This is a genomic window from Comamonas sp. BIGb0152 (genome assembly GCF_024809975.1).
In the GTDB taxonomy this organism is placed as follows: domain Bacteria; phylum Pseudomonadota; class Gammaproteobacteria; order Burkholderiales; family Burkholderiaceae_C; genus Comamonas.
Window position 1 is genome coordinate 261,855 of record NZ_JANUDY010000002.1, and the last position, 26,733, is coordinate 288,587.

At 58.4% G+C, this 26,733-nt stretch carries 24 protein-coding genes; 10 read left to right on the forward strand and 14 right to left on the reverse strand.

Features of this window, described 5'->3' with window-relative positions; all coding sequences use genetic code 11:
* From M2375_RS04730 to M2375_RS04745, 4 genes are read left to right on the forward strand one after another with little or no spacing between them, the layout of a single operon-like run.
* On the forward strand, positions 1-1,809 hold the full coding sequence (locus M2375_RS04730) for a hypothetical protein (protein WP_259164276.1): 1,809 nt from the start codon (positions 1-3) through the stop codon (positions 1,807-1,809).
* 56 nt (positions 1,810-1,865) lie between these two features.
* Positions 1,866-2,162, forward strand: a complete 297-nt coding sequence (locus M2375_RS04735) for a hypothetical protein (RefSeq protein ID WP_259164277.1) — start codon at positions 1,866-1,868, stop codon at positions 2,160-2,162.
* Entirely contained in the window at positions 2,159-2,791 is a 633-nt protein-coding gene (locus tag M2375_RS04740) for a glycoside hydrolase family protein (RefSeq protein WP_259164279.1), read from the forward strand. The genes M2375_RS04735 and M2375_RS04740 overlap by 4 nt, the downstream gene beginning before the upstream one ends.
* Positions 2,788-3,327, forward strand: coding sequence for a hypothetical protein (locus M2375_RS04745; RefSeq protein ID WP_259164280.1), 540 nt, complete (start codon positions 2,788-2,790; stop codon positions 3,325-3,327). Before M2375_RS04740 ends, M2375_RS04745 begins: the two co-directional genes overlap by 4 nt.
* 110 nt (positions 3,328-3,437) lie before the next feature.
* Here the strand turns inward: M2375_RS04745 and M2375_RS04750 are convergent, their stop codons facing one another.
* Entirely contained in the window at positions 3,438-4,283 is an 846-nt protein-coding gene (locus M2375_RS04750) for a hypothetical protein (RefSeq protein ID WP_259164281.1), read from the reverse strand.
* A 190-nt stretch (positions 4,284-4,473) separates the two neighbouring features.
* Here M2375_RS04750 and M2375_RS04755 point away from each other — a divergent pair, with 190 nt between their 5' ends.
* Positions 4,474-6,366 carry a S8/S53 family peptidase gene (locus M2375_RS04755; RefSeq protein WP_259164282.1) on the forward strand — a complete coding sequence of 631 codons (1,893 nt, stop codon included), beginning with the start codon at positions 4,474-4,476 and terminating at the stop codon, positions 6,364-6,366.
* 318 nt (positions 6,367-6,684) lie between these two features.
* Here M2375_RS04755 and M2375_RS04760 read toward each other — a convergent pair whose 3' ends face one another.
* Together M2375_RS04760 and M2375_RS04765 are read right to left on the reverse strand one after the other, a co-directional pair.
* Entirely contained in the window at positions 6,685-7,878 is a 1,194-nt protein-coding gene (locus M2375_RS04760; RefSeq protein ID WP_259164283.1) for an XRE family transcriptional regulator, read from the reverse strand.
* 5 nt (positions 7,879-7,883) lie between these two features.
* The gene (locus M2375_RS04765) at positions 7,884-8,516 is read right to left on the reverse strand and encodes a hypothetical protein (protein WP_259164285.1); all 633 of its coding nucleotides are present in this window, start codon (positions 8,514-8,516) and stop codon (positions 7,884-7,886) included.
* A gap of 292 nt (positions 8,517-8,808) precedes the next feature.
* On the opposite strand from M2375_RS04765, the gene M2375_RS04770 reads away from it, so the two are divergent.
* Complete coding sequence (locus M2375_RS04770; protein ID WP_259164287.1) at positions 8,809-9,492, forward strand: SOS response-associated peptidase; 684 nt, start codon at positions 8,809-8,811, stop codon at positions 9,490-9,492.
* A 64-nt stretch (positions 9,493-9,556) separates the two neighbouring features.
* Positions 9,557-10,396 (forward strand): alpha/beta fold hydrolase, encoded by an 840-nt coding sequence (locus M2375_RS04775; RefSeq protein ID WP_259164288.1) that lies wholly within the window; start codon positions 9,557-9,559, stop codon positions 10,394-10,396.
* Between the two features lie 350 nt (positions 10,397-10,746).
* Here the strand turns inward: M2375_RS04775 and M2375_RS04780 are convergent, their stop codons facing one another.
* Together M2375_RS04780 and M2375_RS04785 are read right to left on the reverse strand one after the other, a co-directional pair.
* Complete coding sequence (locus M2375_RS04780; RefSeq protein ID WP_259164289.1) at positions 10,747-11,085, reverse strand: hypothetical protein; 339 nt, start codon at positions 11,083-11,085, stop codon at positions 10,747-10,749.
* A gap of 304 nt (positions 11,086-11,389) precedes the next feature.
* The gene (locus M2375_RS04785; protein ID WP_259164290.1) at positions 11,390-12,301 is read right to left on the reverse strand and encodes a LysR substrate-binding domain-containing protein; all 912 of its coding nucleotides are present in this window, start codon (positions 12,299-12,301) and stop codon (positions 11,390-11,392) included.
* Between the two features lie 172 nt (positions 12,302-12,473).
* Here M2375_RS04785 and M2375_RS04790 point away from each other — a divergent pair, with 172 nt between their 5' ends.
* Both M2375_RS04790 and ycaC read left to right on the forward strand, forming a co-directional pair.
* A complete protein-coding gene (locus M2375_RS04790) occupies positions 12,474-13,169 on the forward strand; it encodes an isochorismatase family protein (protein WP_259164291.1) in 696 nt (231 codons plus the stop codon).
* A gap of 364 nt (positions 13,170-13,533) precedes the next feature.
* Entirely contained in the window at positions 13,534-14,163 is a 630-nt protein-coding gene (ycaC, locus tag M2375_RS04795) for an isochorismate family cysteine hydrolase YcaC (protein WP_259164292.1), read from the forward strand.
* Between the two features lie 150 nt (positions 14,164-14,313).
* Here the strand turns inward: ycaC and M2375_RS04800 are convergent, their stop codons facing one another.
* A complete protein-coding gene (locus M2375_RS04800; RefSeq protein WP_259164293.1) occupies positions 14,314-15,123 on the reverse strand; it encodes a YggS family pyridoxal phosphate-dependent enzyme in 810 nt (269 codons plus the stop codon).
* Positions 15,123-16,364, reverse strand: a complete 1,242-nt coding sequence (locus tag M2375_RS04805) for a benzoate/H(+) symporter BenE family transporter (RefSeq protein WP_259164294.1) — start codon at positions 16,362-16,364, stop codon at positions 15,123-15,125. The genes M2375_RS04800 and M2375_RS04805 overlap by 1 nt, the downstream gene beginning before the upstream one ends.
* A gap of 108 nt (positions 16,365-16,472) precedes the next feature.
* Between M2375_RS04805 and M2375_RS04810 the strand changes: the two genes are divergently transcribed.
* Positions 16,473-17,972, forward strand: coding sequence for a PLP-dependent aminotransferase family protein (locus tag M2375_RS04810; protein ID WP_259164297.1), 1,500 nt, complete (start codon positions 16,473-16,475; stop codon positions 17,970-17,972).
* A gap of 137 nt (positions 17,973-18,109) precedes the next feature.
* Here M2375_RS04810 and M2375_RS04815 read toward each other — a convergent pair whose 3' ends face one another.
* From M2375_RS04815 to M2375_RS04845, 7 genes are all read right to left on the reverse strand, one after another.
* Entirely contained in the window at positions 18,110-18,433 is a 324-nt protein-coding gene (locus tag M2375_RS04815) for a hypothetical protein (protein WP_259164298.1), read from the reverse strand.
* Between the two features lie 258 nt (positions 18,434-18,691).
* On the reverse strand, positions 18,692-18,985 hold the full coding sequence (locus M2375_RS04820; protein WP_259164299.1) for an excalibur calcium-binding domain-containing protein: 294 nt from the start codon (positions 18,983-18,985) through the stop codon (positions 18,692-18,694).
* A 220-nt stretch (positions 18,986-19,205) separates the two neighbouring features.
* On the reverse strand, positions 19,206-21,095 hold the full coding sequence (locus M2375_RS04825; protein ID WP_259164301.1) for a PepSY domain-containing protein: 1,890 nt from the start codon (positions 21,093-21,095) through the stop codon (positions 19,206-19,208).
* A 16-nt stretch (positions 21,096-21,111) separates the two neighbouring features.
* On the reverse strand, positions 21,112-23,592 hold the full coding sequence (locus M2375_RS04830; protein ID WP_259164302.1) for a TonB-dependent receptor: 2,481 nt from the start codon (positions 23,590-23,592) through the stop codon (positions 21,112-21,114).
* Positions 23,593-23,737: 145 nt separating this feature from the next.
* Complete coding sequence (locus tag M2375_RS04835) at positions 23,738-24,757, reverse strand: FecR domain-containing protein (protein WP_259164303.1); 1,020 nt, start codon at positions 24,755-24,757, stop codon at positions 23,738-23,740.
* Between the two features lie 5 nt (positions 24,758-24,762).
* Complete coding sequence (locus M2375_RS04840) at positions 24,763-25,326, reverse strand: sigma-70 family RNA polymerase sigma factor (protein ID WP_259164304.1); 564 nt, start codon at positions 25,324-25,326, stop codon at positions 24,763-24,765.
* Positions 25,327-26,157: 831 nt separating this feature from the next.
* Positions 26,158-26,376 carry a hypothetical protein gene (locus M2375_RS04845; protein ID WP_259164305.1) on the reverse strand — a complete coding sequence of 73 codons (219 nt, stop codon included), beginning with the start codon at positions 26,374-26,376 and terminating at the stop codon, positions 26,158-26,160.
* Positions 26,377-26,733: the final 357 nt, after the last annotated feature.

A 26,733-nucleotide genomic window follows, 5' to 3' on the forward strand; every position in this document is an offset into this window, starting at 1 on the left:
ATGGCAACCGATGTCAACGGCCCAGCCGAAATAGTCAAAGACAAGTACGAGCGCTCTGTGGAGCTGGCGGACAAAGCGGCCAAGGAGGTGACCAGCTTCCAGGACGCGCTCAACAAGAGCATCTACCAGCCCCCGCAGATCAACGTGCAGTGGTCTACCCTTGCCGCGCCCAATCTGCCGGTCATCCCAGACACCCCAGACCTGCCAGCCTTGGAGCTGCAGCTTCCTGCGGACATGCCTACCGCATTCAACGGCACCATGCGGGATGTCACCTTCAGCGATTTCGCGGTCGCTGCCCCGACGCTGAACTTTGGCGTGGCGCCAACGCTCAACATTGGCCAGGCCCCGGCCTTGCCGCAAATGCGCGAGGTGGCCTTGCCTGATGCACCGGAGGTCAGCCTCCCTGAGTTGCCCCAGTTGCTTACGCTGACGACGCATACCTTTGGCGGTGTGAACCTGCACGAGGACTGGCTGGACAAGCTCGATGAAATCCCCGCGCTGTCGGTTCTGCAGCCTGCGCCCTTGAAGTACACGCCCGGCCAGAAATACGCCTCGCAGCTGCTGGATGGCCTCAAGGCCACCCTGGCCGCGCGCATCAACGGCGGCTCAGGCTTGTCGCCAGTGGTGGAGCAGCTGATCTGGGATCGCGCGCGCGACCGGGAAACCTATTTGGCGCTGGCCCGCGAGCAGGAGGTGCAGCGCGGCGCCGAGGCGCTTGGCTTCCCGCTGCCTGTTGGTGTCATGGCCGGCCAACTGGCCGATGCGCGCCGCGAATACCACGACAAGCTCTCTGGGCTGAGCCGCGATGTGTCGATCAAGCAGGCCGAGCTGGAGCAGCAGAATGTGCGCGACAGCATCCAGTCTGCCCTGCAGCTGGAATCGGCGCTTATGGACCACCACTACAAGTGGGAAATGCTGGTGTTTGAGTCCACCAAGGCAGCGGCAGACAATGCCATCGCTATCCACAATGCTGCCGTCGAGCACTACAAAGCGCTGCTGGCCGGCTACCAAGCCTATGCCTCTGCCTACGACACGGTTATCCGCGCCGAGCTGTCCAAGGTGGAAGTGTTCAAGGCGCTGCTGTCTGCCGAGCAGATCAAGGCCGACATCAATAAGAGCCTGGTGGATCGCTATAAGGCGGAGATCGAGGGCACCATGGCAACCGTCGAGATCTACAAGGCCCGCGTGGGCGCAGCGCAGACCCTGGTGGAGTTGGAACGCACCCGCATCCAAGCCGGCGGCGAGCAGATCAAGGCCTTTGTGGCCACCGTCAACGCCGAGCAGTCCAAGGCCGAGCTGTACAAGGCTCAGATCAGCGCCGAAGCCACCAAGGTGGACGCCTATGGCCGCATGGTCCAGGCCTACAGTGCACGCGTGGGCGCCCAGGCTGAGCGGGCCCGGGTAGAAGTGGCGCGCTTCCAGGCGCTTATCTCGGCTAAGGGACTGGAGTGGGATGGCTGGAAAGCCCGGCTGTCCGCCGCATCGGCCCAGGTGGAAGCAGCTGCCCGATCTTCTTCGGTGCTGATGGACGGCTACCGGGCCGGTGCCTATGCTGCCGAAGCGCAGGCCAACTCGCTCATGTACCGCTGGCAGTCCGACATCAAGCAGTACGAGGCCGGGCGCGAGCTCACCTTCCGCGTGCAAAAGTCGAACAACGACGCCATCATCCACGCCAACGATGCGCGCATGGACGCCGCCAAGGTGATGCTGGGCACAGGATCGCAACAGGTGGCGTCTGCCTGGAGCATGGTGTCTGCATCGGCTGCTATCTCTGCGGGCTCGACTGACACCTACGTGCATCAGTCGTAAATCGTGTACCCCGTATAGGGTTCGACGTTGTGGGCCGGGCCCGGGATCATGGGCCCATGAAAAAAGCGCTCGTCGTCCTTCTCGCCGCCATAGGTGTCAACCGGCACCTAAGTGCTGAGCAGCGCCAGGACATTGCCACAGCGGCCTACCACGCGACGCCAGGAGCAGTGGCAGGGGGTGCAGCTCGCTACGGCGGCCTGCCTCTTTCTGACTGGCTGGTTGTGGCTTCCATCTTCTTTATCGTCCTGCAGGCAGGCTACTTGGTATGGAAGTGGCGCCGCGACTACCGGCGCGATCTCGCCCGACGCGCCATGGGCAAGATTGCCGACGAGACTGTGCGGGGTGAGCTGTGAGCCGCATTCCCAACGCATTGCGCTCTGGCCTGATGGCCCTGGCTGTGCTGACTGCAGGCGGTGGCGGCTACGTGGTGGCTGAGCGCGACAAAGCCGCCGCCCAGGCCATGGCCGAGCACTACCAGTACATCCATGCCGTGGCCATTGACACTGGCACATCTGAGGCGGTCAAGATCGCCATGGTGATGGGTAGCTACTACGAGAGCAGCTACCGCCACATTGGCACGCCCTACGGCGACAAGCTCGGCAAGGGCCAGCCGCTGACGGTCTGCAACGGCATCACGGGCCGTGCTGTGGTGGCTGACCGGTACTACACGCCGGCCGACTGCTACGCGCTGGAACGCAGCCGCTACCTGGCAGCTGAGCGCACAGCGATGGGCATGTTCCGCCTCTGGTCCACCTACACGCCGCTGCAGCAAGCCGTGTTCATCGACTTCATCCACAACAAGGGCGAGGGCGCGCTGTACACCTCGACCCTGCTGCGCAAGGCCAACGCGGGCGATGTGGTGGGGGCATGCCGCGAGAATCCGCGCTGGAATCGCGGCACGGTCAACGGGGTGTCTGTGGTGCTGCCAGGCCTGCAGAGCCGCGGCGATGCCAACGGCGAGATCTGTGAGGTGGGCTTATGACCTGGCAGATCAAAGCCGCCGTGGCCGCAGTTATCGCCGCGGCGTTATTCGCTTCCGGCTGGGTGGTCAAAGGCTGGCAGGCCAGCAAGACCATTGCCGAGCTGCGCGCCGAGAAGGCTCAAGGGGTGGCCACCCGCGCCGAAGCCGCCCGCACCGAAGAAACCCAAACCGCGATCAAGGAAAGCAAGCATGCCCAAGACACGATCTACAACGCCGACCGCCTGGCGAACCTCAAGACCGGCATTGATGTTGATGTGCGCGCTGAGCTTGCCCTTGCTGAGCGCCTGCACCGCGACACCGACAGCCGAGCCGCCACTTATCGTGCGCAAGCCCAAGCCGACGCAGCTGCCCGCAGCGATCTTGCAGATCAAGCCGCAGCCCTCGACCGCCAGCTTGCAGAAGGCCTCGGTGTGGTCGCAAGCCTCGGAGGCGACCTTAGGCGGCGAGACGCAGAAGTAGCAGCACTGTGCAGCCAGGTGAACATCGAGCGCCGGCTGAGTGGTGACGACAGTGATCAGGCCTGCAGCGGGCGTTGAAAACCGCCCTCAGGCGGAGGATGCGACCTAACATCAGGGCTTGAAAATTCCACATTGTGTAGCTTTGCTACATTCTGTTCTATTCGGCGTGCCCTAACAGTTGATGGCTTTTAATCGCATGGAGAGGCAATTGCTGTCACGTCATTTAAACGCTCAAGGGGTTTGATGCATTTGCCGACATACAAACCATTCAATGCTGCGTTGATCGGATTGGCGGGGTCGACGTCGCTCACAGACATGGAGATCATTCCGTTTTCATCAACGGAAATTTTCTCAAATTTCTTAGAGTAAGTGCTAATTGACGAACTAGGCGAGCATGTTCCATTAGCAACTGACTCAAAGGATAGTCCATTCTGTGTCAAATTGCCGTAGAACTTACAGGTGTAGCTACCAAGGGCAATCGTAAATTTAACATCCTTTGAGTCTGTCTCAATTCGAACGTTATTTATGCTTTGGTTAGAGTCACTAAATTTCATTACTTTGAAATCATTGTTGAGCCGCGCCTGAATGTTTTCGTAGACCAACGGCGAAAAATTCTTCGCTGTTTCACCTGGTAACAAAATAGATCCGGTAGAAGGTGTGTCAAACTGCATCACTACTTGACCCACGACACGCAGGACCTCCCCGCTTCTAACGTTTTTGCCTAGAGCAGTCCCATTTTTATACTCAACTAAGTCTGCAACAAAGCGCTTGCCCTCTTCCATCTCCCCCACCGCCTGGAAGAAGGTAGATGTGCCGTCATCCCGATAGCCATAGTAGGTTGCAAGGACAGTGTTGCCTCCCTGGCGATCAATTTGAATGCCCCGGCCAGGCTTGCCATTGATCTCGGAATCGATGCCCCACATTCCTGGTTGGGGCAAGGCTGCAAAGGACGCAGAAGAAGCCAAGAGCAAGGCGCTGAAGGTCCAAACCTGTAGAGTTCGCATCGATAAATCCTCATTGGAGACGTTAATCAAAGATCATTTTTCGATGATTGTTGTGCGTTTTCGATCAGTCTGCAAGTCCCGCATCGAACTTCATTTCGTTAGCCTGAAGGTCTTGTCGTAAATAGGGCGCGGACAGTGAAAACCCTATGGTTTAATCGAATTGATTTATTAGAATGCATAGTGCATATCTATGCAAATAAGTCAAATCAAGGGATGAGAAATGTATAAAAAGTTAATTTTGGTATCTGCTTTGGCATCAGCATTGAATTGTGTGGCTGCTGACGATGGGTTTATCGACTCCCAGAATGTTCGTTTGAGTGTCAACGAGCAGTTGAAAAGGGTTCCTTCGCAAAATTTAATTAGAGATGAATTCAATAAAACTAAATTTCTTATCAAATTCAAACCTGTAGAATCAGTATCAATTGATCCGCAAAAAATAAGAGAGAATGGAAGTAGATTATCCAGGTATTATCCTGAAATCAGTGAGCCTGATGTAATCGATGATAAGGTACTGCGGAACGCTGAAGATAAGATTAAGTGGGCCTCTAAGGAGTCTATTGCATCTCTTCGCTATCTCAGTGCCAACTATAAAATCGAGGCAAAATTAGTTCTGACAGCTATTGACAAAGTAGTTTCCGCGTATTTGACCGAAGAAGAAGCTGAAAAAATATCACATGATGATTTGATTGATTGGATTTCTCCTGACGAACTTGTGGTCGCATCAGGTTTTGGGAATGGTGGTAATTCGGATCAGATTCTTACTTGGGGGTTTGAAGCGACAAATACCTCAGTGATGGGGTCGGGCGGCACTGCATATGTGGCCGATCTTACATTGAGCAATATAGCCATGGCTGATCATCCTGCAATGACTCGCATTCACGAAAATCAGTCTTATTTCTTGCTTGATGAATCGTTTCACCCTGTGTATGTGACTTCCATCATTGGTGCAAAAAATAACTCCCAACAAGCTAGAGGCATATCAACGGGGCCAATTATTCATTCCTCAATATTGACTTTAAGTGTGGGTGGGTTTGCGGAGGCTGTTGAGGCCGCATATGTTCACGCAGAAGCGAGTGGCAGATTTTCTCCTCTGAATCTGTCGGTTAATGCATCGAACCCCGCCGATTTTGGAAATCATACTAAAAACTTACATAAATGGGTCAGCATTGCGAGTAACAGATTAATGATTGCGCAGTCTGCGGGTAATCATAGAGGTAATGCTTGTAGCTACTCCTATGTTCCGCAGGGTAGATCGACTGCTAGCCCGGTCGATGGTGTGATGGTGGTTGGAGCGTACAACAATAATGGTGGCATCGCAGCTGATTGGCCAGACGGAATTGGTGTCGGATTGGAAAATAGATGGGGGCAGTGGAGCGGTGGATCTAATTCTGGAGCTTGTGTGGATATTTGGGCTCCCGGAAAAGATATTGCTGTTTCCTCTTATCTTGATCAAGCTTACTTTTCTAATCCGCAGTATACCGAACTAAATGGAGTATATTATAATAATAATAGTACATTGCTTAGTAAAGGATACATGATTGCCGCTGGTGGGACTTCATTTGCGGCTCCTTTTGTAACTGGTATTGCAGCTCGTCTGAATTTGAGTAATAATATTCGGCCGCCTCAGCTTGAATCAATGTTGAGGGCAACTTCCTCCCATACTGGTGGCTATGATCCAACGACCGGACAGGCAATGATGGGGGTTAAGTACAACTCAAATGCAGTGTCCTATGGGATCAAATATGTCAAGCCTGTTATTTCTGTCAACCAAAGTCAAGCTGTGTATCTAACGGATGGGAAATTCGATAGTATCGCTTGGAATGCTGGCTCAAACAACGGTGAATTTATATTTAATGCTACTCCTCTGAAATTGGTAAGATTTACTCCTAGAGGGCCGGGGGAAGATGGGGTGTTGAATTATAGTATTCAGGTTATGAATAGTTCTACAGGCGCGTGGAATAATATCGTTTCTGGGTCAACCAATACTTATGACCGGGTGCCTGTGACGGTTGAGATACCATCCGGTTATCAATCCTACAGCTCTTATAAAATTGTTTTCAATAAACCTAATGGAGGTTGGGTTGCTCTGTCTGAGTTCGAGACGTATCAATAAGGTAGTTGTGGTGGCTGCATTATTTTAGGGTGCCGCTTTCCCAATTCTTAGCTATTTCTATTACTTGTAGGCAGTAACACACTAGGCTCGCTACCGTGGGCCTTTTTCAGGGGCTCACGCATTTGCGTGGGCCTTTTTTGTATTGGGCACGCCATATGACTGATGTTGCAGCTGTAAGCATTGCTTAGCGGAGGCCTAACAAGTCTATGTTAGAAAGCGTAGCCGCTACTTCGCTGTCCTGGACTGGACGGGAAGCCATGGTATCGAATCCCAGGCAACAAAAAACCGCCCTGAGGCGGTTGATCAAAGTCAGAGGTGTTACCGACCAGGGAAAGCTATCACCTCGGCTCCATTGGCAGTGCGCAACGTGCTCTCTCCCTTAAACCGTACTCCTCCGATCTTCTGAATCGTAGGGCTAGCGGATAGGAAGCCTGATGGCAAGCTGCACAGGGACTCGCAATCCGGTGCCTCTAAGCCGATAGCCAATGCAAGTGCTTGCCGGTCAAGGCTTGATTCAGAGAGCAGCATCTTTATCGCGCGAGGCATAAGCCGAATTTCCTCGAAAGGAATCTGATCGTCCTTAGGTTCTCCTCGACGCCAACCTCGGGCGCTGTAGTTCTTCCAAAGCCGAGTCGCGTAAGCATCATCAATAATTCCAAGGCCCTTGCAGCGCATGATCATGGCTGCGATCGACACTTTCCAACGCATTTTTAGCGACATGAATGTGTCTAAGCTCGGGCTTGAGACTTCTGCCGCAAACGACTCCGCAGGCAGCAAGAACGCACCTGCAAACAAGTGGGCCTGACGTTCGATCTCAGGATATCGCTTGGTGAACTCCAAATTCGTCAAATTTCGGTGCAATACCAAGTGTCCGAGCTCATGCGCAGCATCGAATCGGCTACGAACGCCATTCGCTTTATCTGCAGCCAAGAAAATATAAGGGCGTCCGTCGGTATCAAACCAGCGAGATGCACCGTCCATCTTCAAAAATCCAAGCTCTTCACGGACGCATACCACGCCCGCATTTTCGAGGACCAGCAGCATGTCTGAGATCGGACCCAAGCCTAGACCCCATTGCTTGCGGCACGCTAAAGCCGCACTCTCAATGTCTGCATCAGAGATCGTCCGGTGATCTTCATCCCCGAGAGTGAAGACATCCACATCAGGCCAATCAATCCATTTTTGCAGCACAAGGCTGGTCTCATTGAGCAACTTCAACCTGATATCAGAAATGTTCTGGGCTGATTTTGTGATAGCTGCATTGCTTCGAAAGAAGCACACAGCATCGCCATACTCTGGCACTGGCTTCAAGAACCATGAAGTCGGAAACCCTAAACGCAGAGAGATGTTTTCTAATGCGTCTGCCTCCGGACTTTGCTCTCCGCTTTCCCACTTGGATACTGTGCTTGAAGATCTTCCAACCATCGCTGATAGCGACGCTTGGGTGAGCCCCCGCACCAGTCGAGCTTGTAGAAGACGCTCGGACTGAAATCCACTTACTCCTGATCGCATGATGGTTACTCTTTTTCGCCAAGTTGGCGCTTGAGCTTGGCCCAGGCAATGTCCTTGACCGCAATTTCCTGAGCAGGGTTGTACGCGGCAAGAATGTGCGAAACGGGCTCAAGCAAATGCCATCCCTTGAGGTTGGTGTAAGGCACGCCAACCATGATCGAGGCTGGGACGGACTGAGGCTCACCGCGAGCAGGATTAACTGTCACGACGAGGCAGCCAAGACCATCCGTCACGGCATCTGCGAACGGAGAGAAAAGGTCGCAATTTTGGGGCTCCAATCGAGCATTCACGGCTGCGATGGCCAGGCGATGCTTGGCGGGACGCGCTATCTTGTTGTTAAACGGAATCGCAATTCGGCCAAAGCGGATGTCTTGAGCGGCCACCAAGCTGTAGTACTCGCCTTTAGGGAAGGTGGACTTGGCAATTGCCATTTGCCCTACAGTCTCACCCGCACTAATGAACGCATCATTCTGGCGATAGTGACGGAGCTGGCCTAGAGCGCGCGCCTTGGACTTAGCGGCAAACGTTTCTGCGTGCTGATGAGCTTGAGCGTAAGCCGCTTCCAAGCGCTCCGTCACAGCTTGGAAAAATGGCTGGGGCGTACGAGAGGAGATGTACTCAACGAGGTCAATTTTCATGAAAAGCTCCAACTTGCGTTATGCGGATTTTATGCTATTTTTCTTTCGTTTTGAATATGTCTCACAAAATTCATGTCGTTGCCACCATGGAGATCAATGAAGATGTAGCCAGCATCCCAGCCGGGTTTGCTGTTGGAGGCGACCAGTCAAGCGCACAGGCCTGCAGCCAGAAATAGAAACAGCCTCCCCGGCGCCACTACGGCACTGGGGAGGCTCTTTTTTCGTTTCAGATAGGGTTTCGGATGACACTGCCCAACTGTTGGCCCCTGTACCTTGGCGCCAGGAGGCTCCAATGTGCAATCGCTACCACTCCCCAGATGAAGGCTACATCCAGCAGTATTGGCGGCTGAACCCCCGGCAGCTGGGGTTGGGCGCCCGTGATGTGTTCCCGCGTTCACTTGGCGGTTTCATCCGGCGCGCCGTGGATGATCCCGGCTACAGCAAGGAGCTGACCGTAGGACGATGGGGCTTGATCCCTTGGTTCAGCAAGACGCCTGACATCAAGTACAGCACCAACAATGCCAGGGCGGAGGAGGTGGCAGACAAGGCCAGCTTCAAAGACCCGTGGAAGCGCGGCCATCGCTGCATCATCCCGGCTACAACCTTTGATGAGCCCAACTGGGAGAGCGGTAAAAACGTTTGGTGGAGATTTGCCCGGGCTGATGGCGACCCGTGGGGCCTCGCGGGACTGTGGAACACCTGGAAGGATCCAGCGACCGGCGAGCTGATCGAGAGCTACACCATGCTTACGCTCAACGCAGATGAGCACCCGCTGATGAACCGCATGCACAAGCCAGACCCAAAGCTCGCTGCTGACAAGCAAGACAAGCGCAGCGTGATCCCCATCGAGCTGGCTGAGGTGGACCAGTGGCTTGAGGGTTCGATGAAAGAAGCTCAGGCTGTGTTGAAGCTGGCCCCGGTCGGGGTGTTCACGGCAGTGCCGGTATCCGCCCACAGGCGTATCAGGAATGCCTGAAAGACCTCGTGATCAGAATTTGGGAAAGTAAAGCTGTCGATTCACAATCTGACAGGAGTTATACGTGCCGCACATCATAAATCCATCAGCTGACAAAGAAGAAGTTCGTCTCCACTACCAGGACTACGGTCAAGGCAAACCAGTCGTGCTTATTCATGGCTGGCCGTTGAGTGGCCGCAGTTGGGAAGCACAGATACTGCCGCTAGTTGAAGCAGGATTCCGTGTGATTACGTATGACCGCAGAGGATTCGGAGACTCCTCTCAGCCATGGTCTGGTTACGACTACGACACTTTTGCTCAAGATCTAGAAGCCTTGCTCGATGCTCTAACGCTCCAAGATGTCACCTTGGTCGGTTTCTCTATGGGTGGTGGAGAAGTTGCCCGCTACCTTGGTCTTTATGGCAGTAAGCGTATTTCCAAAGCAGTGTTTGCAGCCGCTGTCACACCGTACCTGCTCAAGACCGACGAGCACCCAGAAGGCCCGGTGACGGAACAGGCAATTGCCGAGAAGGACGCTGCCATCCGCGCTGACCGGCTGGTTTTTTTGGAAAAATTTACCCATGATTTTTTCACGCCAAAAGGCGGAAAACTCGCAGTCAGTGAAGCCCAACGAGCCTACGCATATGCCATAGCTACCTTGGCTTCGCCCAAAGGTACGCTTGATTGCAGGCATGCATTCTCGCGCACTGATTTTCGGGGAGATCTGAGAAAAATCACCATCCCTACATTGGTATTACACGGCGATAGTGATGCCATCGTACCGTTTGAAGTAAGCGGCTATCATACTCACCAACTGGTTAAAGACTGCGAGTTGCACCTTATCAAGGGAGGCCCACACGGTTGCAATGTATCGCACGCAGCAGAGTTCAATCAGGCACTGATAAGTTTTATGAAGTCAAGCTAACAAAAGTCAGTCACTCTGGGATTTACAGAGTCGCACTGGAAGTAGTGAAAAGGGGGCTTCAGGCGGAAAAGTGGACATGTCTGCCGTCTCATATCCAGTACTATTTTTCGGATTGCTATAGGCAAAGTCATGCACCAAACAGCAAAATTTATGAGACAGGAACGATGTTAGTTTGGCTTAACCATGCGGGCTGGAGGCCGGTTGTAGTCGCGGACTTTTAATCCGTTGGTCGCGAGTTCGAATCTCGCAGGACCCACCAAACGATATCTATGAAAATCAAGCCTCTACGCGAATAGCGCAGAGGCTTTTTTCTTGCCCGATGTTCCTCAACTATTAGGGATGTTCCGCAATCATGTGGCGGGCTTCGCCTTCCTGCCTACCTCGTGGCCGATGTATTTGGCCGTCATCGCCGCAGTGGTACGCCCAAGAAATGCCTGCACATCCTTGATGCTGGAGGTGTCGTCAGAGTTGGTGGCGGCCGTCGCGCCCATAACTCGGAACTGGAGCTCAGCCTTTGGAATTTGCGCAGCTTCTCGTGCATCGTCGAAGCAGTCGCGGAGCATGTTTGTCGTCGGCTTTTGACGTCTTTCGTTCACCAAAAGGTGATGTGCTAGGGACAGCGCGGATAGCTTGTCAGCCTTGATCTCCTCTATGAGGCTAGCCAGTTCGTTCACGATCTCGGTATGCAAGTTCGTGGATGTCTTGACTTGCTGAACCGTGCAGGACGAGCAAGCGCAGCAGGGCATGGAGCGCGCTGGACTGAGGGATCAGGTTTGAGCCATGCCAAGCCTGAGCTGCAGGCCTTGGTCAAGGACTGCGGGAACCCAAGTGCTGGCTAATAACCTGGTGCTTGGGTGCACCCGTGAACGAGTCCTCAATTTGATGGGGTCGTAATCGACCAACTTCTGAGGGTCACGCTCAAGCTCAGGGTGATTTAATTTCGTCGATGACTGCTATTGGTGGGTGGTTCAGAAATGCCGCACTGGGAAAATTTCACTCTTCTTCGAGTAACTTGAACTGGGCTGAAAGAAAATCTAGCAACGCTCTCACAGCAGGTAATTGTCCACGGCGTGATGCGTACACCGCATGAATTTTCTCGGGCGGAGGTTCCCACCCGGGGAGTGCAGGCATCAATAGTCCGCGCTCCAATTCATCACGGACCATCATTATCGGTAGTTGCACCACGCCCACGCCGTCCAGCGCGGCGTCTCGCAATGCATACATCGAGTGGGTTACATAGCGAGGCTTATGGCGTACTTCTGCACGTTCCCCATTGGTGCTAAATATTATCCAGCGGTGTGTGTCTTTGGGTATCCCCACGTCCATGGATGGTAATAGAGATAAATCTTCAGGAATTATCACCTGCCCCATTTTGGCTAGAAGATTCGGACTCGAAACAAGGCATTGGCGGCGCTCGGCCAAATCACGAAGCACCAAATCGCTATCCTGCAAAGGCAGAGGCCGAACACGAATAGCGATATCAAGGCCATCACCAATTACATCTACGCGGCGATTGCTTTCTTCAACAAAAAGCTGCACACGTGGATATTTCACCATGAAATTGCTGAGTATTTTGCCCACACGCGTAGCGAGGAGAGCGACAGGACAGGATAAGCGCACTGTACCGCTAGGCGCTTCTAAGGACATCGCCACAGATTCTTCAGCAGCTTGGGCTTCTACTAGCATTGCTTCGCAGTGGGTGTAGAAGCGCTTTCCGACTTCAGTAACGGTAAAACTGCGCGAAGATCGAAGTATTAGGTGTGCGCCTAAACGAGCCTCTAATGCGGTCACTTGACGGCTTAGTCTTGATTTTGGGATGCCTAGCACTCGGCTCGCAGGTGAGAATCCACCGTGTATTACCACCTGTGCAAAGTAGAACAATTCATTAAAATCTGGTGTTGGCATCGTTTCAAAAATGGAACGCTGGATTCCACTATTGTAGGCTGTTCAAGAAATTCTGTTGCCCGGATACTGTCGATCTAGAAATTCGTAAATCTGCGTTTTTTCCAGCATGTGGCCTGTTTCGCGCTCAGGTTGCTGTCGAAACCTTCAGCGCTATTCTCCAAGAGGCCTACAGATGTCTATTCAATCAGTTGCACTGCCTGCCAATTTCAACGGTGCTAAACCTGTTATTGACCCCGCCAACGTAGCCATGTTGTTGATTGACCATCAGAGCGGTCTCTTCCAGACTGTGCATGACATGCCGTTCACCACGCTCCGTCGCCTGGCGGCCACTCTGGCCAAGATCGCCAGTTTAGCCAAAATTCCTGTGATCACCACGGCCTCGGTGCCTCAGGGTCCCAATGGCCCCCTGATCCCTGAAATTCACCAGAATGCACCACACGCGAAATATATTGCTCGCAAGGGAGAGATCAATGCTTGGGACAATCCTGATTTCGTGCAAGCAGTGAAAGAAACGGGCAAAAAACAACTCATCATTGCTGGCACTATTACCAGCGTGTGCATGGCCTTCCCCTCCATTGCTGCTGTCGCAGATGGCTATCAGGTTTTTGCCGTGATTGATGCCTCCGGCACCTACTCCAAAATGGCTGAGGAAATCACGCTTGCGCGCATGATGCAAGCGGGCGTGGTGCCCATTGATGTGGCAGCTGTTGCTTCCGAATTGCAAAAGACCTGGAATCGCGAAGACGCAGGCGAATGGGCCCAAGCCTACACCGGTATCTTCCCCAACTATCAACTGCTGATCGAGAGCTACACCAAGGCGCAGGAGGTCGTTCAGAAGAACGAGCAACTGGATTCTCAGCGCACATAACGCAGCAATGGCGCTTGGGGGGACAAAAATTTGCACCCGTTCATGTGGTAAGCCGAAGGCTCACCTGGTATCCCCTTGCGACTGTGGTTGTGCAGAGCGACTTTGATCCGCTTCTCGGTCTACCAGCGGATGTAAGCGTTGAGTGCATCCATGAATTGCTCGAGGGTCATTGCCTGCCAGTCTCGAGATAGAGCAACGTGGTTCAACAGGCCGGGCGGAATTCTCGGCCAGCCAGGCCCATCTAAGACCTTGGTTTTTGGCCCAGAGCTGAACTACACCCATCGCTTCAATCATCAGCTTCCCTTGTCTCAAAAGGCCCGGATATCCCGCCCGTGTGGGCAACAACGCTCCTAAGGAGATTTCTATGAGCAATAAACCTTATGTTCGCCTCGACAAGAACAATGCGGCTGTGCTGCTGGTGGACCACCAGACCGGCTTGCTGTCCTTAGTACGCGATATCGACCCCGACAAATTCAAGAACAATGTGCTGGCCCTGGCCGACATGGCCGAGTACTTCAATTTGCCGACCATCTTGACCACGAGCTTCGAAAACGGCCCGAATGGACCGTTGGTACCTGAGCTGAAGGAAAAATTTCCCACCGCACCTTACATCGCCAGACCCGGCCAGATCAACGCATGGGACAACGAAGATTTCGTCAAGGCCGTCAAGGCTACGGGCAAGAAACAGCTCATCATCGCCGGCGTGGTGACTGAGGTCTGCGTGGCTTTCCCCGCGCTCTCGGCCCTGGCCGAAGGCTTCGAGGTGTTCGTGATCGCTGACGCTTCGGGCACCTTCAACAGTATGACCCAACAGGCGGCCTGGGGTCGCATGGAACAGGCTGGCGCCCAGCTCATGACCTTCTTTGGGGCGGCTTGTGAACTGCACCGCGATTGGCGCAATGACATCGAGGGTCTTGATACGCTGTTCTCCAACCATATCCCCGATTACCGAAATTTGATCACCAGCTACAACACGCTGAAGAGCGCTAAGTAAAGCAGCTTGGCAGCTCCACTACGACGATACTGTCTAGGGGTCCTCTGTAAAACCCCCGCCCAATGGGATGGACGCGGATCGCCCGATATCGCGTCCAGACCGAGGTTGGAGTTTTGCTGAGTCTCCCTAGGGCAGGTGGCGGTGTGTCTGTCATAACTGCATCTGCGTTGTCTCAGTCGGCCAGTAATAGCTGTCCGGCATGGCGCGTGCGCCAAAGATGGCCTGCCCGACGCGGACCACGGTGGCGCCTTCTTCGATGGCGATCTCAAAGTCGCCGGACATGCCCATGGACAGCTCGTCCATCTCGATGCCCGCAGGTGCGCTTTGCCGCAACTGGTCGCGCAAGGTGCGCAGCAGGATGAAGCACTGGCGCACCCGCTCAGCCTCTGCTGAAAACAAGGCCAAGGTCATGAGTCCGCGCACGCGCAGCGCGGGGAATGCGGGCAGCTCCTGTATGAATCTCTGCGCGTCCTCGGGCACCAGTCCGTACTTGCTGGCCTCGCCCGAGGTGTTGATCTGCACAAACACATCCAGCGATCGCCCTTCTGCCTGCAGGCGCCGCTCCAGCGCTTCGGCTACGCGCAGGCTGTCCAGTGCCTGGAACTCGCTGGCAAAACGCGCCACTAGCTTGGCCTTGTTGGTTTGTAGATGGCCGATGACCGACCATTGCAGGTCATCCAGATCCTGCATGGCCGTCCATTTGCCGAAGGCTTCCTGCACCTTGTTTTCGCCCAGCAGGCGGCAACCGGCCGCGTAAGCCAGGCGCAGGCTGGCCTCGGGCTTGGTCTTGCTGACGGGTAGCAGGCGTACCGTTGCCTTGTCGCGTCCCGCCCGGCGGCAGGCCGCATCGATGCGCGCCTGTACCGCTGCCAGGTTGCGCTGAAAATCCTCCACCGTGGTGGCTTCGGGGTAGAGGCCATGCTGATCGTGGCCGGTCGGTGTCTCGAATGGTGTTGGCATCAGTTCCCCCTCTTGTTGGGCTGCGCGGCTGCGATGGCGGCTGGGGATGCCATGTGCGGCAAGCTGCCATTGAGCACGGCATAGGCGATGAGCCCGATCACCAGGCCCCAGAATGCGCCGCCGATGCCCAGCAAAGTGATGTTGGCAGCGGCGGCCAAAAAGGTGATCAGCGATGCCTCGCGCGTCCTCACGTCTGCCAAGGCGGTGGCCAGGCTGGTGCCGATGGTGCCCAGCAATGCCAGCCCCGCGAGCGTGGTGATGAAGGTGGGTGGGAAGGCCATGAAGGCGGCAGCCAGTGTCAGCCCGAAAACGCCTACGAGGATGTAGCCCACGCCTGCGGCGATGCCCGCGATCCAACGCTTGGACGGGTCTTCATGCGCCTCTGGGCCCGTGGCGATGGCCGCGGTGATGGCGGCGATGTTGAAGGCATGTGAGCCGAACGGGGCCATTAGCAACGAGCCCAGCCCCGTCACCGCCACGATGGGGTTGGCGCTGGTCTTGAAGCCGTCATTGCGCAGCACCAGCATGCCGGGCATGTACTGGCCGGTCAGCGTGATGACGAACAGGGGGAGGGCGACGCTCAGCAGTGCATGGAGTGAGAACGCAGGCATGGTGAAAACCGGTGCGGCGAGGCCTAAGCTGAGGCCCGACAGGTTGACCCGATCGTCTATCAGCAAAAAGCCCAGCCCCAGCGCCAGGATGCCGACGATGGCATAGCGTGCACTGAAGCGTTTGAGCACCACATAGGCTGCAATCAGCAAGCCCGCCAGCACCGGATCCATGCCCATGCCGCCAAAAGCCTTGATGCCGAATTGCAGCAGGATGCCGGCGAGCAAACCTGCGGTTACCCCTGGAGGAATCAGCCGGATCAAGCGTTCGAACCAACCCGACAGCCCCAGCAGCACAAAGGCCGCTGCGGAGCTCAGATACGCACCGACCGCCTCGGCATACGGCGTAGTTGCCAGCGCCGTGACCAAAAACGCAGCCGCCGGTGTGGACCAGGCGGTGATGATGGGCTCGCGTGTGTGCCAGCTCAGGAGGATGCCGGTTAGGCCGACACCGATGGAAACCGACCACACCCAAGAGGCGGTGAGCTCCGGGCTCAGGCCCGCAACCTTGGCGGCCTGGAACACCAGGATGAAGGTACCGCCGTAGTTGACGATGACCGAGATCAGGCCGGCGACGACGGGATGGCTGAGATCTTTCCAACGAATAGGGGAGCTTGAAGGGCTGAATGGCATGGCCTGACGGTGACTCCTGGCGAATTGGGTAGCGGGCTGGTGAGACGTTTTTATAGTTTTAAAATGGCTTGGTGTTCCCTGCCATTTTTATGATGAGGTACAGACCAATTGTTCAAGCACGCGCAACTTGAATCCGTCAAAGCCTGGATCGGCGATCCTGCACATGGCGCCTTGCCGCTACATGCGCGCGTGCAGCGGGCCATTCGCCAGCTGATCCTCGACGGTGTGCTGGACGTGGGCAGACCGTTGCCCGCGTCACGTGCCTTGGCGAAGTCCTTGGGGATGTCCCGCGATACAGTCGAGTCGGCCTACAGCCAGTTGCATGCGGAAGGCTTTATCGAGCGGCGCGTGGGCAGTGGCAGCTTTGTGTCGGAGCGGGCACAGCGTCTGCCCGGGCGCGGCAAGCCGCCGACAACCCCTGCGGACCACCAGACAACACCGCGCCTGAGCCAACGCGGCAGCGCAATGTACCAAGGTGGCGGGCTGCGCGACTTTCTGGCACCACGCCCGTTTGCGCCTGGCGTGCCGGAAACGCGCAGTTTTCCACTTCAGACCTGGGAGCGACTGGAGCGGCAGGTGTTGAAGGAGCACGGCAGCTTGGCATTGCTGCACAGCCCGCCCCAGGGCATGGAGGCATTGCGGCGTGCCATCGCTGATTACGTCAATCTCGAACGGGGTGCGCGGGCCAGCCCCGAGCGTGTGCTGGTGCTGACCAGCTCCCAGCAGGCCTTGACCTTGTGTGCCACCGTGCTGCTCGATGCGGGTGAGCGCATCTTTATCGAAGACCCCGTTTATCACGGCGCGCGTAAGGCGTTCGATGCAGCCGGGCTGGCCTGCGTGCCCATCCCCTTGGATGCGGACGGCCTGCAGGTGGAGTATTTGATTGGGGCCAGCAAGACGCCCAGCGAAGCGGCCAGAGCCGTGTTCCTGACACCATCACACCAATTCCCCACGGGGGCCACACTCTCGCTGGACCGGCGCCTGGCCATCATCGAATGGGCTAGGCAGCAGCAAAGCTGGGTCATCGAGGACGACTACGACAGCGAATTCCACTACGCAGGTAAACCCACCGCATGCGTCCAGGGGCTCGATCCGCATGGGCGGACGATCTATATTGGCACGTTCACCAAATCGCTGTTTCCCGGTTTGCGCATCGGCTACATGGTGTTGCCCCAGCAGTTGGTGGCACCCATGACCGTGGCCCGCACTTTGCTGGATGGCCACAGTGCGCCGATTCCCCAACTCACGCTGGCGCGCTTTATCGAAGGTGGCCATTTTGGCGCCCATGTTCGCACCATGCGCGCCGTCTACGCCGAGCGCCGCAATGTGCTGGCGCGACTGGTGCGCGAGCACCTGGCCGACTTTGTACAGGCGCGCGTGCCCAGCGGAGGGATGCAGATGCTGTGCGTGTTTATCCGAGATATCTCCGAGCACAAGGCGGTGGAGTCTGCCCGTGCGGAGGGTATCGACTTGCTGGGGTTGACGGCGCTGTATGGGTCCAGCAGGCACCAGGCAGGCTTTCTCATGGGGTTCGCCGCGCATGCTCCGCACGAGCTGGATGTGGCCGTCAAGAAACTGGCCAAGGTGCTGGCTGCGCTGTGCCGCTGATGCCTGTGTGTCGGCCTGTACAACCACCAGCGGCTAGCTGAGGTTGGAATAGAGATCTCAGTACACAGTCTTGGTGACCGTTACGACAAGGCCTTGGTACCAAGCATCCGTGGCCTATGGCAAGAAGACCGCAGTTCCTACTTGAGGTCGTGCCTTCTGAGCGCGTTCTGAACGCGTCTGAAAAACGGTTGGGATTTCGATGCCAGCTCCAGGTCATGCGGTGCGATCTGCTCACAAAGCGATGGCGCGTAGCGCATTCCGGGAAACAGGCTTTCTTCTATTTGTCTGAACGTGGTGGGCCCCACGGAAGGCATTTGCAGGAGCTTATCGGGGTAGCTCTGCGCTGCTTGCTCGATGGTGGTGATGCCGTTTCTGGCGAGGACTCGCCACAAATGGGGAGGAAGCACGCCTTTGAGCGGGGTTGCTGCGGGGCTGTCAGGGTGGGCGGGGCAGGTGTTCATTGCTAGCCATCAAACAAAGGGAACTCGCCAGAACGCGGCCTGCAGGGGCCGCTGCGCATTTCTGGCTGGTTGCTTAGCAGGATAGAGACAATTCGTAACGCTTGGTATCCCCAAAACTAGTGATAGTGCTTGCGTTCGCGATGGTGCCCATGGGTGTGGACTCGCGCTGTGCAGGCCGCAGCCCGCTATCTGCGGGCCATCGGGTATTTGCACAGGTCCTGAACAGGGTAGGCGCCGTGTATCCGGCCCAGCTCAGGGTCAGCAGTGCTGGCGCTCACAGGGAATGCCGTCGTTGTCACCATCCATTTTGGTGTTCGGGCAGTTTTGCAGGAAGAAGGTAGCCTCTTCACAAGAGGTCATCTGTGAGCAATGCGTCCGGCCGTCGCACTGATATTTTGGTTGGCGCACTGGCTTGCTGCCTACCTGGATATCCCTGTCCCGGGGTTCGGTGCGCAGCAAGTTCGGGCTTGGGTGCGCCGTCTTTTCTTGGTAAGCGGTGTACGCCTTCCAGGCGGCTGCGGCAATCAGGATATAGAAAAGAAACCGGAACAAGCTACACCCCTCGCTGTGTATTCAGAACGGACGTGGATCGTACCCGACCGGGTGTTGCTGGAGCACTGGAACGCGCCACTAAAGTGTTTGGGTTTTGGAGTTGGGTTTGGTTTTGGTTTGCCTGCTTCGTCGATGAAGACTGGAGAAGCCCACATGTATTCCAGCCCAGGGGCAGCACCTGCATGGTCGCTTGGGATTGCCTTGGTCTAGAGCGTAGAAACTATGTCGCCACCATGGTGCCACAGGCCAGGGCAAGCGCTGCCAGGCCCAGCCAGGCATGCGTGGCGGCACGGATGCTGAATACCCAAATGGCGACGAGCAGAAAGAAGACATAGCTCAGCAGGGTCGCGGCCAGTACCGCTTCGGCGGGCGAGACGCTGCTGAACTGCGGCAGCCGCAGGGCCAGGGCGCTTGCCAGCAGGCTTGCGACGCCGTAGCCGCCCAGGCTGGCTGCCAGCACGCGGCTGGCAACCTGCAGCCGGTGGTGGGCTCTGGCTGCGGCAGCCTGCCTGGTCGCTGGCCTGGGTTTTGTGGCGGGTGCTTGGCGCTGCCAGCCTTGCTTTACCTGCCAGGCCATGCCCATCAGCACCAGGCCCAGCGCGATGGCAACGAGTTCCACGCCAGCGCGTTGCCAGTCGCCCAGCAGCGCATAGTGCCAGGCACTTTGCCCGGTGGTGACCAGGTTCAGCAGCGGAAGACAGACAGCCAGTGCGCCCGCCAGCGACAGCTGCTCCACCCAGGCCCGTGCCGTGGGTCTGCAAACAGCATGCAGCCAGCTAGCGGCCCAGATGAGCAGGAAGCCGCGTATCTCCCAGGCTTCGCGGCCCGGCAGGCCTTGCGGCAAAAGCCGGTTGGCCCAGAAGTAGCCGATGCTGGCCAGGGCGATACCGGCCAGTGCGGCGACGTTCAGGCTGTCGACGAGCCGGTAGACACCAGCGGTGGCTGGGCCAAATTCCAGGGCGCTTTTATGGCGGCGCTTGACCATGAACAGCAGCGTGCCGGTGGCCATCATCGCCGTGCCCATCAGGCCCGAGAGGAAGTACATCCAGCGGATGCTCCAGCCGCCAAAGCTGGCGACGTGCAGTGCCTCCAGCACCGGATGAATATGTCCGCTGTGGGTGGGGGCATCCGGGTCGGGGTTGCGCACTTGCAAAACGGCACCGCTCACCCCGTCAAACATGAGCTGGCCGGCCAGGTTGCGGATGCTGCGGGCATCGGCGGGGGGATGGTTGAAGACGCGCACGGTCATGGAGGCGTCGCCTGGCCGCTCGATAAACAGCATGCGCGGCTGCTGCCCGGTGATGGCCTGGGCCTGGGCCAGCAGTAGTGCCAGGTCGTGCAGTGGCGCAGGGCTGCCCTGCAGCGCACGGCGCGGCGGGGGTGCTTCGGGCGACAGCGCGGCCTGGAAGCGCCCGTAGGCCTGGGCATCGGTTCCGTACACCGCCTTGATGGGCCAAGGCATGTAGCTGGTATAGAAGAAAGCCAGGCCGGTGTAGGTGACCATGAACAGAAAGGGCAGGGCCAGCACGCCCATGGCGTTGTGGGCATCGAGCCAGGAGCGCTGGCCCTTGCCCAGCCGCAGGGTAAAAAAGTCGGCAAAGATGCGCCGGTGCACCACCACGCCCGAGACCAGGGCAAGCAGCATGCACATGGCCAGAAAACCCACCAGCCAAAAGCCCAGCGTGCCGCCATGCAGCGTGTAGTGAAAGCTCATGAAGTGGCGCCCGCCCTCGGTCTTGTGGCCCCAGGGCTGGGCCAGCAAGGCGCCGGTGGCCGGGTCTAGCGCAGCGGTTTGCAGGCTGCTGCGCTGGCCGCCCGCTGCTTGCCAGGCCAGCAGCAGTGCATCACCGGGCTGCGGGGCCAGCTCGATGCGCCAGAAACGGGCACCCGGGGCCTGGGTACCCAGATAGCGGGCAGCCTCTTGCAGTGCACCCTGGCTTTGTGCGGCGGGCACGGCTTCCACCAGGGGCTGGGCCTGCATCCAGCGTGTGATGGGCGCGCGGAACACGCTCAAGCTGCCGGTGAGGAAGATGGCGCACAGCAGCCAGCCACTGACCAAGCCGCACCAGGTGTGCAGCCAGGCCATGCGCTTGCGAAATTCGCCTTGCATGGATCGCCTTATGCGGTCAGAACGCGCCGCGCAGGCTCAGCATGGCATTGCGTGGATCGCCGTAGTGGCTGCTGTTGACCAGGTTGCCGATGGACGCGTAGTAGCGCTTGTTGAACAGGTTGTTGAAGTTCAAGCTCAGCTGCCACTGGGGATCGAGCTGGTAGCGCACATAGCTGCTCCAGACGGCTCGGCCCGGTGCCTCCAGGTTGACCGCACCGATCTTGCGGTACGAGGCGCTTTGGGTGTTCACCCCGCCGCCGATGGTCAGCGCGCTCCAGGCGCCGGGCAGGCGGTATGTGCTCCACAGGCGCAGCATGTGCTTGGGCGTGTAGGTGTTGAAGTCCAGCCCCTCGTTGTTGATGTCGCGCTTGTAGGTGTTGCGGTTGAAGGTGTAGCCGGCAAACAGGTTCCAGCCCCGGCTCAGCTCACCGCTGATCTCGGCGTCGAACCCCTGGCTGCGCACGCGGCCGTCGTCGCTGTAGCAGTAGTAGCCGTCACGGCAGTCGGGGCCCGAGGCGATGTCTTCGGTGGCGCGGTTTTTCTGGTCCACCCGGTACAGCGCAAAGGCGGTGTTGGCCCGGCCGCCCAGGATTTCGCCCTTGACACCCACTTCATAGGTCGCGCCCTGGATGGGCTTGAGGTTCTGGCCCGCTGCATTCAGCGACCACTGGGGGTTGAAGATGTCGGCATAGCTGGCATAGGCGGACCATTCGGGGCTGAGTGCATAGATCAGGCCCGCAAACGGCATGAAGCGGCTGTTGTCCTGGTGAGTGGACGATGCGGTGACGGCGCCGGCGGTTGTCGTGATGGTGTCGAAGTCGGTCTTGTAGGAGCCCAGGCGCCCGCCCAGCACCAGCTTGAGCGGGTCGGTGATCTGCAGGCGCAGCGCACCATAGGCTCCGGCCTGGCGTGTCTTGCCCAGGGTGCGCTCGGTGTTGGCGTAGCGCATGGCCTCGTTGCTGGGCTCGGGCCGGAAGGGGTCGGGGTCAAACACGTTGATGGGCGTGGGCGGCGTCAGGGAGCTGTAGTCGCTGGTCACCCGTCCCTGGCTGTAGCTGGTGCCCAGCACCAGCTCGTGCTGGCGACCGAAGGCGCTGAAATCGCCGACCAGGCTGGCATCCAGGCCCGAGGCGCTCTGGTCCGCCTGGGTCAGGTTGGCGACGGTGCCGCCCAGGCCGGTGGCCGCTGCCACGGCGCGCTGGGAGGAGGCGTATTTCATGTCCAGCACCTCTTTCACATGCAGGGCCGAGACCTTGGCGCGCCAGGCGCTGTTGAACTGGTGGTTCAGGTCGGCGTACAAGGTCTGGGTGTGGTTGTCCTGGTGGTTCCAGCTTGCGCCCAGGTAGGTCGAGCGGGGCAGGCCGATGTCGCGGCCATCGCTGTAGCGGGGCAGGCCCGAGATGAAGGGCCTGCCTTTGAAGGACTCGTGGCTGGCGCCGATACTCACCTGGGTCTGGGGCGAGATGTCGTACTCCAAGGTGCCGTACAAGGTGGCATTGCGCTGGTTGGCGTAGTTGATGAAGGCGTGCTGGTCTTCCACATCGATCACCGCGCGGCCGCGCAATGTACCTTCGGCATTGAGCGCGCCGCTGCCGTCCACCTGGGCGCCATAGCGGTCCCAGGAGCCGGCCTTGGCCGTCACCGTGACTCCGCCTTCCTTGAGCGGGCGCTTGCGCGCCAGGTTGACGGCACCGCTCGGGTCGCCCCCGCCTTGCAGCAAACCGGCCGAACCACGCAGCACCTCGGCGCGGTCATTGATGGCCGTGCCGCCCTGGTAGTTGCTGGCGCGGCCATAGAGGCGTTGCACATTGACGCCGTCGTACTGGATGGTGGCCATGCTGAAGCCACGCGAGTAGATGTACTTGCCGCCTTGCGGGCTTTGCAGCAAGGTGATGCCGGTGGTGCTGCCCAGGGCGTCGTAGACCGAGGTGGCATTTTGCTCATCCATCAGCTGGCGTGTGACCACGCTGATGGACTGGGGAATGTCCTTGAGCGCTTGCTCGCCCTTGCCGATGGTGACGGCGCGCGCCGTGTAGGCACCTGTCTGCTCGGTGCTGGCGCTGCGCATGGCTGGCGCAGTCACGCGGATCTCGTTGAGCGTGAGCCCGGCCGCAGCGGCCGATGCATCTGTGGGGGTGGCCGATGTTCCCGCCTTGGGCGCGGCGCGAAGCGCCCAGGTGCCGCCCTGGAGCTTGACCAGCTCCAGCCCGCTGTCTGCCAAGGCGGCGCGCGCGGCGTCCTCGGGCGCATAGCTGCCGCGCAAGGCGGGCGCGTTGCGGCCCTGGACCAGGCTGGCGTCGATGCTGATTTGCTGGCCGCTTTGCGAGGCGATGCGGGCCAGGGTACTGCCCAGGGGCTGGGTGGGCAGGTCATAGCGCTGTTCGGATGCGGGGTTGGTCGATTGGGCCTGCGCGGACGGGCTGCAGGCCAGAGCGGCGGCCAGTGCGAGTGCGCCCATATGCGCGGTGGACAGTGCGGGCGAGCGGCGGATAGGCATGGGATCCTTGGAAATGGAGGGGGTAAATCGAGGCTTCCAAGGTATGTAGCGCGAGCGCTAAAAAGTGTTCATTTATTTTTGAGGCGCGCCGGCGAGGGCGCCTGTGGCAACCCTCGACCGGGGAGGCCTGGGCCTGCGTTGGCGCTCAGGCCACGTCGATGACGACCAGCCAGCCGCGCTGGTAGACGCGCACCGAAATCGGCAGGGTGCCAGCCAGTGCATCGAAGACGCGGTCGCTGTCGTCCAGCGCATAGTTGCCATAGACCCGCAGCGCAGCCGCCTGGGGGCTGATGCGGACAAAGCCGGCGCGGTAGGCGCGCAGCGCCTGCACCACCTCACCCAGCGGTTGGTTGTGGACTTCCAGCATGCCGCGCTGCCAGGCTGCTGCGGCTTGCGGGTTGGCATCGTCCAAGGTGATCGTGCTGGCGTCGAAATGCGCGCTGCGGCCCTCGCCAAGGCGTTCGGTGGCGCCGCTGGAGCTGTACAGCTGGCTGGCATGCTCCAGCATGCCGACGCGGGTGTGGCCTTCAGCGAGGCGCACATGAAAGCGTGTACCCAAGGCTTGGATGCGGCCATGGGGGCTCAAGACCTCAAAGGGGGCGAGGCCCTGGGTAGCTGGCCTGGCTTGCACCAGCAGCGCCCCCTGGCGCAGCCGAAGGCGGCGGTGGCCGGCAGCAAAGTCCAGGTCGACGGCCGAGCGGGCATCCAGCAAAAGCGCACTGCCATCGGGCAGCGTGAATGTATGCCGTTCGCCGGTACCGGTGCGCAGGTCGGCCGCCATCTGGCGCAGCGGCGTCTGGCGGTCTGCCAACACCAGCGCAGCCGTGGCAGAGATGCCACCAAGGGCCAGTGCTCCACTGAGCATGCGGCGCCTGTCAGTGCCTCGGCGTTGCGCGTGGGCCAAAGCCTTGCCCATCACATCGCCCATGGGAGTGGCGGCCGGTAGCACTGCGCCGTCCTGGGGCAGGGCTGCCTCCCGCGCAGCGCCAAACTGCGCATGCAAGCTGCTGCTCAGGCGTTGCCAGATGGCTTGGTGCTGGGGGTGGGCGGCGAGCCAGGCATGGTGGCGGCGGTGGTCGGCTTGCGTCATTTGGCCCGAATGGTATTGGACCAGCCAGTCCACGGCCGCTTCGCTGATGGGATCCAGCGCGGGTTCGGAGCGCACGGGCATCAAGCGCCCAGGCTTTCTGCCAAGGCCAGGGGCGCCACGCGCATCGGCGGTGCGATGCCCGCATCCTGCCGGGCCAGGGCCAGCGCGATGCGGCGAAAACCTTCTGCCATGTGGCGGCGCACGGTGCTGTGCGAAATACCCAGTCGCTCGGCGATGGCTTGGTAACCCAGGCCATCGAGCTGGCTGAGCAAAAAGGCCTGCTGCGCGGGCAGGGGCAGGCCGTCAAGCGCGTGGGCCACATGGGCCAGGGTTTCCTGCAGCACGGCCAGCTCTTCAGGCGATGGCATCAAGGGCTCGGGCAGGGCGCTCAAGGCCTCCAGGTAGCCACGCTCCAGATCACGGCGACGCCAGTGGTTGATCAGCAGCCGCTTGGCGATGGTCGTTAAAAAAGCGCGGGGCTCGCGGATGGCATCCGCTGGGGTGGCGCTGGCGAGCACGCAGACAAAGGTGTCGGCTGCCATGTCCTGCGCGTCGGCTGCATTGCCCAGCCGAAACTGCAAACGCTGTTGCAACCACTTGTGGTGACCGGTGTAGAGAAGCTGGACGTCGGGAGTGGCTGACATGGAAGCATCAGGAAGCGGGCAGCGCAACGGTGTATTTGAGAATTGTTCGCATTCTAAGGTGGTTTGACGGCCAGCGCAAAAGTGCAAACCTGGTGGGTGTATTCGCGCTGCAGGGCTGCGTTGTTGCGACATCCCAAACGTGGAAGGCCTGCTGGCGTGCTGCATTCCAAGACACCAGCATTTGGCAAGCTGGGTCTGCCGGCCCCTGCGATGGCAGCAAGCCCGGGGAGCGGGCGCTTTTCAGGCGCGCACAGCATAGACCGTCTGGCCAAAAAAAAGCCACCCGGAGGTGGCCAGAGGCGCTGTAAAAAGCCGTTCCTGATTGCTCAGGGATGTTCATGCAAATTAAGAGAGGGAGGGAGGGTAGTGCATGAAACCGGCAAAACCATTAGATATATTCTATAGACTGATAGAAATCGATTTTGTAATGGTATTCCCTAGGTCTAGGCAAAAAAAAGAGCCTGCGGTTGGCAGACTCTGGAAGGAAGACTAGCTAATACTTGGTTCTGGCACCCTCCTGTATTGATGAAATCATAATTCAGGGTTATTGCAGCAGCGCATTCTCAAAGTGAACGACTGTCACAATGCCGCGCATTTCGGCTTACATATTGATCGAGGTCAAGCTGCGAGGACGGCTGGGTTGCAGCCAGTGTTGCAGCAACTCGCTCAGCCTATACAACGGGGCATGGAACCTGTCTGCCGTGCCCGCTTGCGGGTGCAGCCTTGGTCCAGCACCTGATCAGGCGCGTGGTACCGGGGCCGCACCCAAAACGGGGGACCAAACCCCTGCGCTGCCGCAGCGCAAGCGTGTCCCTAGCCAGCAGCTGCTCCCTAGCTGAGCAGCAAGCTTCCAGCATCCAAGGCCGGTGGGCGCAAAAGATCGTCATTCACGCCCATGACCATGCTCGCACGCTCCAGTGCCTGCCACAGTGTGGACGGCATTTGCAGGATCTCTTCGGGGGAGCTGGACTGTTCAATCCAGGCACTGATCTCCAGGTGTTGGGCATGGGTAAGCAGGTCAAGGCTCAGCATCTCGTCGATGGTCTTCATCTTGGGTCAAATCTTGTGTTCTGTGATCAAGCAAGCCAGCTCGCCTGCGATCAGCGGTCGAAAAGGAAGTTTTTAGCGAAAAGGAGGTGGCGGGAGTCCGGTCTTCGTGGCATGCAGGCATGTCCTGCCGCCTGGACCTGGGGTGGAGGCGCCGCAGGGGCAGCGCGGCGCGCTCAGGCGCTGGGTTGCCCATTGGCTGCGGCATGCTTGAGCTTCTGTCATGAATACCTCCTGGCACTTGGGTTCCACTGTAACCGGTTACGGAATGCACAATGGCCGGTTTGCACAGGGTGTGGCGTTTCAGTGTTGGGTCTTGCCGTCGGCGGTCGCGACGCGGGGGCGGGCCAATCGGCTCTG